This is a genomic window from Microbacterium sp. UBA7513 (assembly GCF_002478345.1).
In the GTDB taxonomy this organism is placed as follows: domain Bacteria; phylum Actinomycetota; class Actinomycetes; order Actinomycetales; family Microbacteriaceae; genus Microbacterium.
On sequence record NZ_DLNJ01000034.1, the window covers coordinates 47,779 to 54,995 of the forward strand.

The window sequence follows — 7,217 nt, forward strand, 5'->3', positions numbered from 1 at the left end:
CCTCGGCACGGGCGGGATCAGAAACGCACCCCGGGCGACCCGGGGAGGCGCCTTGTCGCACCCGCACCGAAACGGGCGGGGCACCCCGGCGGACGGGCCGGGCGGGGGTCAGATGACGGAGGCGCTCCAGGGGTCGGGATTTCCGTAGCGATGGGCGGTGATCGAGACGGACTGCTCGTGCACGAACGGAAGGAGCTCGATGCGGGCCGCCGCCGTCACCTCCGCGTCGTACACCGCGAGGTCCGGATCACCGCCCGTCGCCACCGCCAGCACGGAGCGCAGCGCCGCCACCGACTCCCGTCCGCCCACGAGCCGCACGCGCTCATGCCGCGGAAGCGCCGGAACACCGGCATCTCCGGAGGCTCCAGCCCCCTCGGCCACCCGCATCCGCTGGAGCCACTCGTCCTCCGTCTCCAGGAACACCACGGCGTCGAGGTCGCCCAGAGCACGCCGCACGCCCGCCGGAAGCCCGACCGGAGTGGACACGACGAACCCTGCCCCCGCGCGCACTCCCGCGATCACGACCCGCAGCAGGTCGTGCAGGGCGGCGTCCTCGGTGGCGCGGATCTCCACGGGCACAGGGCGATACCGGAAGAGGTTGCGCTCGATCTCCAGCCGCGAGACGTCCCGCACCCGGCCGAACTCCCGGTCCCAGGCCAACGCGTCTGACAGGGCGGACCGCCGGAGCCACTCGAACGACTCGAACGGGAGGGACGGCTGCGCGGCCTCGATGAGCCCCGTGATCCGGGAGTCGAGCCCCCGCAGATGAAGCGTGCTCGACGCCGGGGACCCGTGCTGGGCGCGCCACGACCCGAGTCCGATGAGGTGGTTCGGCCCGCCGGGCTTGGCACCGGCCCCGACGGAGGAGCGCTTCCACCCGCCGAACGGCTGCCGCTGCACGATCGCCCCGGTGGTGCCGCGGTTGACGTAGAGGTTCCCGGCCTGCACGCGGTCGAGCCAGAAGGAGAGGTCGTCGGGGTCCTGCGTGTGCAGTCCCGCGGTGAGACCGTAGGCGACGGCGTTCTGCAGATCGACGGCCTTCGCGAGGGTCGGGGCGTGCATGATCCCGAGGACCGGGCCGAAGAACTCCTCGGTGTGGAAGCGGGAGCCGGACTGCACGCCGACCCGCACGCCGGGACGCCAGAGCCGGCCGCTGCCGTCGTCGGCGGGATCGAGGGCGGGTTCGATGAGCCACCGCTCGTCGCCCTCCAGCTCGGAGAGGGCCCAGGCGAGCTTGCCCTCGGGCTTCTCGATGACGGGGCCCACCTCGGCGAGCGGATCCGAGGGCCAGCCCACCCGCAGCGAGCGGACCGCATCGGCGAGCTGACGGGCGAAACGCTGCGAGCGCCCCACCGGCCCGACGAGGATCGCGAGCGACGCTGCGGAGCACTTCTGCCCCGCATGACCGAACGCGCTCTTCACGAGGTCGGCCACGGCGAGGTCGAGGTCGGCCGAGGGGGTGATGATCATGGCGTTCTTGCCGCTGGTCTCCGCGAGCAGGGGCAGGTCGGGACGCCAGGAGCGGAACAGCGCCGCGGTCTCCCACGATCCGGTGAGGATCACCCGGTCCACCGCCTCGTCCGTGATGAGGGCACGGCCGAGGTCGCCTTCCTCGATGTCGACGAGAGCGAGAGCCTCACGCGGGACGCCGCCGTCCCACAGGGCCTCCACGAGCACCGCCGCACACCGCCGCGCCTGCGGGGCGGGCTTCAGGACCACGCCGGAGCCCGCGGCGAGCGCCGCCAGCACGCCACCGGCGGGGATCGCGAGGGGGAAGTTCCACGGCGGCGCGACGACGGTCACGCGGGCGGGGACGAAGACGGCGCCGGAGATCGCATCGAGCTCACGGCACGTCGCGGCGTAGTACCGGGCGAAGTCGACGGCCTCGCTCACCTCGACATCGGCTTCGGCGAAGACCTTGCCGGTCTCCGCGGCGGCGACCTCGACCAGCTCCGCGCGCCGGGACTCGAGCGCCGCCGCCGCGCGCAGCAGCACCTCGGCGCGTTCGGCCGCGGGACGCGCACCCCAGGCCGCCGCCGCGCCCTGCACGCCGCGCACGATGCGGCCGAGGTCGTCGGCGTCGTCGACGCGGGCGGCGTCGAGGACCTCCGTCCCGACCGTCGAATCCGCGAGCCGTGCGCGGATCCCCGCCGCCCACTCGCGGTTGGCGGGGAGGGCGAGATCCGTATCGGCCGTGTTCGCGAAGCCCGGGGCGCCCCCGGTGTCCTCCCCGCGCTCGCGCGCCGCATACACGGCGGTCTCGAGGAAGGCGCCGGTGTCGGCGTCGTCCGAGCCGCGCACGATGCCGAGCACGGCCTTGGTGAGATCGGCCTCCGCGACCGGGCTGACCGGCGCCGGCCGCACGGACTCGTGCACGGGCGCGAGGCGGTCCTGCGTGCGCCGCGAGCCGAGGCCGAGGGCCGGGTCCCCCGCCCGGTCGAGTGCGTCGAGGAAGCGGCCGGCCTCGCGGGCGAAGAGCGTCTCGTCGTCGTGCAGGTGGAACGCCGCGGAGAGGAAGTTCTCGGACGACGCGTTCTCCTCCAGCCGCCGCACGAGATAGCTGATGGCCACGTCGAACTCGGCCGGCGCGACGACCGGCACATACAGCAGCACCGGACCCACTTCCCGGGACACCGCCTGCACCTGCCCCTGGGCCATGCCGAGCAGCATCTCGAACTCGACATCGTCGCGGACGCCCCGCTCCCCGGCCAGCAGCCACGCGTGGGCGATGCCGAAGAGGTTGTGGCCGGCCACGCCGATCCGCACCGAGGTCGTGTGCTCGGGCCGCAGCGCCCAGTCGAGGCAGCGCAGGTAGTTGGCGTCGGTGTCGAGCTTCGTGTCGTAGGGCGCAGGCGTCCACCCGTGCAGCGTCGCCTCGACGTGCTCCATCGCGAGGTTCGCGCCCTTCACGAGGCGCACCTTGATGCGGGCTCCCCCGTGGATCACGCGGTCCTGCGCCCAGGCGGTGAGCTCCTGGAGGGCCGGGAGGGCGTCAGGCAGATAGGCCTGCAGCACGATCCCGGCCTCGAGCCCGATGAGCCGAGGGTCCTCCAGGATCCGCGTGAAGACAGCGATCGTGAGGTCGAGGTCGCGATACTCCTCCATGTCGAGGTTGATGAAGGTGCCGTCTGCCGCAGCCGTCACGTACAGCGGGAGCAGCCGCTCCACGACCCGGTCGACGACCTCGTCGAAGCCCCACATCGAGATGCGGCTGACGATGGCCGAGACCTTGACCGACACGTAGTCGACGTCCGGACGCCGGATGAGCTCGTGGATGCCGTCGAGCCGCCGCTGCGCCTCCGCCTCGCCCAGCACCGCCTCCCCGAGGAGGTTGAGGTTCAGGCGCGAGCCCGACTCCCGCAGCTTCTCGATCGCGGGTCCGAGCTTCGCGGGCCGGGCGTCCACCACGAGGTGCCCCACCATCTCGCGCAGCGCCCGTCGCGCGAGGGGGACGACCGGGGTCGGCAGCACCGGGGCGACGCCGCCGCCGAGCCGCACCGCGGAGCGCAGGTACCACGGCAGGAACTCCGGCACGATGGGCGCGATCCGGCGCAGCTGGGCGGCCGCGGCGGTCAGGCTCTCGGGCCGCATCACGCCGTCGACGAAACCGAGGGTGAACGGCAGACCGTTGGCGTCGCGGAGCACTCCGGCGAGGCGTTCCGCGGCGGGGTCGACGTCGGCCGCGGCCGCCTCGATCACCCAGCGGCGCGCGAGCTCGACCGCCTGATCGGCGAGGGATGCGGATGCCCCCGCCTCCGCGGAGGATGACGACGACTCTGCCATGTGACCACCCTAGGTCGCCGGTCGCGGAATCCCGGGGTGCCCGACCGTGCGGGCTGGAGTCGGCTCAGTTCCAGATGCTGGGGGCCGGGGTGCGCACGGGAGGCAGGGCGGACGCGGCCGCCCAGTCGTGCACCCACGCGTCGATCTCCGGCACCCCGTCGGGCTTGCCCACCGCGGCGAAGAGCTCCTCGTTGCTGACCGTGCCGCCGGAGCGCCGCAGCACGCGGGCCCGCACGATGGCCCTGGCGTAGACCTCGCCGCCGACCACGGCGCGATGCTCCAGGAACAGGGCCTTCTCGTCGTGCCCGATGAACCGGGACTGCACCTCGAACCGCTGCCAGAGCTGGAGCGACTTGCGGAAGGTGATCGTCTCGCTCGACACGACCGCGTACCAGCCCTGCTCCTTCATCACGTCGAACAACCCGGTGCGGATGAGGTGGTCCCAGCGACCGAGGTCGAACAGCGACAGGTACCGGCCGTTGTTCATGTGGCGGAGGATGTCGAGGTCGGTGGGCAGGGTGGTCACCGTCACGGTGCCGACGGCGGTGGGGTCGAGGGTCTTCCCCTGCCGCACGCGGCGACGCGCACCGAGGATCACGAGGAGGGTCCGCCAGATCACGTTCACGAGGACTGATCGTAGCCATCCGCGCACGACGACCGAACTTCGTTGTCCGATTCCTCCATGCCCCCGGTGGGCCTTTCCCCGGCCGTCATCCCGATTTCCGATTTCCACGGACCCGCCGTAGAGTCACCGCATGAGCGCCGAAGCCCAGCCCGAAGTCATCGTCCGTCCGGTCCGTGATGTGGATGCGGAAGCCCTCGGTCGCGTGCATGCGCAGTGCTGGCATGAGACCTACGATCACCTCATCAGCAAGGCGGCGCTGGAGAAGGTCTCGCCTCGGCGCATGGCCGAGCTCTGGACGCACTGGGCCTCGCAGGGCCCCGACTTCAAGATGAACGCGGCGCTCGTCGACGGCGAGATCGTCGGCTTCGTCGGCTCGGGTCCGGCCCGCGACAAGGACGCCCCGGCGTTCCGCGAGCTGTACTTCATCTACCTGCTCGACGCGTACCACTCGACCGGCATCGGCCAGAAGCTCTTCGACGCCGCCGTCGAGAAGGACGAGCCGCTCTACCTCTGGGTCGCCGAGGACAACCCCCGCGCGCACCGCTTCTACACGCGCAACGGGTTCCACCTCGACGGCGCCGCGCACACCGAGCCGTTCCTCGGTGAGACGCTCACCGAGGTCCGCTTCGTGCGCCCCTGACCCTCGTCCTCACCGGAAGGGCCGCCCCGCGGGGCGGCCCTTTTCGTCTGCCCTCAGAGGCGTTCGATGATCGTGACGTTCGCGACGCCGCCACCCTCGCACATCGTCTGCAGGCCGTAGCGGCCGCCGGTGCGCTCCAGCTCGTTGAGCAGGGTCGCGAGGATGCGGGTTCCGGTCGCGCCGATCGGATGCCCCAGGGCGATGCCGCCGCCGTTGACGTTGACCTTCTCGTGCGGCGCACCGGTCTCGCGCATCCAGGCGAGCACGACGGAGGCGAACGCCTCGTTGACCTCGAGCAGGTCGATGTCCTCGATCCGGAGCCCGGTGCGCGCCAGCGCGTGCCGGGTCGCCGGGATCGGTGCCGTGAGCATGAGCACGGGGTCGTCGCCGCGGACGGAGAGGTGGTGGATGCGGGCCCGCGGGGTGAGGCCGTGCTCCTGCACCGCCCGCGCACTGGCGATGAGCACGGCGCTCGATGCGTCGCTGATCTGCGACGCGACCGCCGCGGTGATCCGTCCCCCGGGCGCGAGCGGCGGCAGGCCGGCCATGCGTTCGAGCGTGGTGTCCCGGCGCACGCCCTCGTCGTGGTCGAGCCCGGCGAGCGGCGCGATCTCCGCCGCGAACCGCCCCTCGTCCTGGGCGACGGCTGCCCGGCGGTGGCTCTCCAGCGCGTACCGCTCCATCTCCTCCCGCGAGATGTCCCACCGCTCGGCGATGAGCTCCGCGCCCCGGAACTGCGAGATCTCCTGGTCGCCGTACCGCTCCTGCCATCCGGGCGACTCAGCGTACGGCGTCGTGAAACCGTACTCCCGGCCGACGGTCGCGGCCGCCGTGAGCGGGATCCGCGACATGTTCTGCAGCCCGCCGGCGATCACGAGGTCACTGGTGCCGCTGAGCACCGCCTGCGCGGCGAAGTGCACGGCCTGCTGACTGGATCCGCACTGGCGGTCGATCGTCACGCCGGGCACGTGCTCCGGGAAGCCGGCGACGAGCAACGCGGTGCGCGCGACGTTCCCGGCCTGTCCCCCGAGCGCATCGATGGCTCCGAGGATCACGTCGTCCACGGCGCCAGGGTCGATGCCGGTGCGGTCGACGAGGGCCCGCAGACTGTGCGCGCCGAGGTCGGCGGGGTGGATCTCCGCGAGAGCGCCGCCACGGCGTCCGACCGGTGAACGGACCGCGTCGACGATGTAGGCCTCTGCCATGATCTCCCTCTCCTCAGTCCTCCACGCCGGTCGGCAGGAGCAGCCGGAAGCGCTCACACAGCACCGGCATGTCGGGTTCGTAGCCGCGCGGGCTCTCGGAGTGGGTGCGCCAGTAGCGCTCGTGCACCTCGCGCCAGTGCGCCAGGGTGCGATCCCCCTCCCCCTCGGCGAACGCGTGCGCCTCGTCGACCTCGTCGAACGGCACGATGTCGATCGCCGTGGTCTCGATCACGGCGCGCGGGGCGCCGGTTCCGTCGAGGATGATGCTGAGCTCGCCGACGGTCGGCAGCGGGTCCCCCGTCTCCTCGTAGTCCCAGACGGAGGACGCGGTGCCCACCTTGATGCCTCGGAGCACGAGCTCCAGGAGTTCGTCGGCGTGCTCCGGCGTCGCGCCGAAACCCCACGCCTCGGGAAGGGCCTCGGGCAGGTGGGGCAGCGCGATGCGGGCCTCGCGCCAGTAGTCCTCGATGGTGGTGCGGTCGGTCATGGATCAGCGCCCCGAGACCTTGCCGAACGCCCTCGCGATCGGCGCGAGCACGAGCGGGCGCGCCGCGACCCACGCGATCGCGATCACGACGAGCGAGGCGATGAACACCCAGAACCCCGTCCACGTCGCGGCATCCTGCGCGGCGAACATGTGGTTGAGGTTGCGCAGGAAGCCGGTCAGCATCACGAGCGCGACGTGCGCGATGATGAACGCCACGAAGTACAGCATCACCGGGAAGTGCAGGGCGCGGGCCCATTCCACCGGGTACGCCTTCGACAGGCGCTCCGCCTTCTTGGGCCAGAGCCCCGACATGCGGAACCCGGTGACGGCGGCGAGCGGTGCCGCGAGGAAGACGGTGACGAAGTAGGCGAGCTGCTGCAGGCTGTTGTAGTTGTTCCAGCCGTTCTCGTGCGGCCAGTCGAACGAGATGTACTGCAGCGCCGCCGACAGCGCGTTCGGGAAGACCTCCCAGCTCGT

At 72.0% G+C, this 7,217-nt stretch carries 6 protein-coding genes; 1 reads left to right on the forward strand and 5 read right to left on the reverse strand.

Annotated features, from left to right (window positions below; translation table 11 throughout):
• Window positions 1–108: 108 nt before the first annotated feature.
• Window positions 109–3,783 carry a bifunctional proline dehydrogenase/L-glutamate gamma-semialdehyde dehydrogenase gene (locus tag B2W79_RS16555; RefSeq protein WP_292791455.1) on the reverse strand — a complete coding sequence of 1,225 codons (3,675 nt, stop codon included), beginning with the start codon at window positions 3,781–3,783 and terminating at the stop codon, window positions 109–111.
• Between the two features lie 64 nt (window positions 3,784–3,847).
• Window positions 3,848–4,408 carry an acyl-CoA thioesterase gene (locus tag B2W79_RS16560; RefSeq protein ID WP_025105424.1) on the reverse strand — a complete coding sequence of 187 codons (561 nt, stop codon included), beginning with the start codon at window positions 4,406–4,408 and terminating at the stop codon, window positions 3,848–3,850.
• A 130-nt stretch (window positions 4,409–4,538) separates the two neighbouring features.
• Here B2W79_RS16560 and B2W79_RS16565 point away from each other — a divergent pair, with 130 nt between their 5' ends.
• Window positions 4,539–5,048, forward strand: a complete 510-nt coding sequence (locus B2W79_RS16565; protein WP_060922628.1) for a GNAT family N-acetyltransferase — start codon at window positions 4,539–4,541, stop codon at window positions 5,046–5,048.
• A gap of 53 nt (window positions 5,049–5,101) precedes the next feature.
• Here the strand turns inward: B2W79_RS16565 and B2W79_RS16570 are convergent, their stop codons facing one another.
• From B2W79_RS16570 to B2W79_RS16580, 3 genes are all read right to left on the reverse strand, one after another.
• Window positions 5,102–6,253, reverse strand: a complete 1,152-nt coding sequence (locus B2W79_RS16570; RefSeq protein WP_071329905.1) for an acetyl-CoA C-acetyltransferase — start codon at window positions 6,251–6,253, stop codon at window positions 5,102–5,104.
• Between the two features lie 13 nt (window positions 6,254–6,266).
• A complete protein-coding gene (locus B2W79_RS16575) occupies window positions 6,267–6,740 on the reverse strand; it encodes an ASCH domain-containing protein (RefSeq protein WP_071329904.1) in 474 nt (157 codons plus the stop codon).
• A gap of 3 nt (window positions 6,741–6,743) precedes the next feature.
• Window positions 6,744–7,217: cytochrome b/b6 domain-containing protein (locus tag B2W79_RS16580; RefSeq protein WP_292791461.1), on the reverse strand; the 474-nt coding region annotated here is incomplete at its 5' end.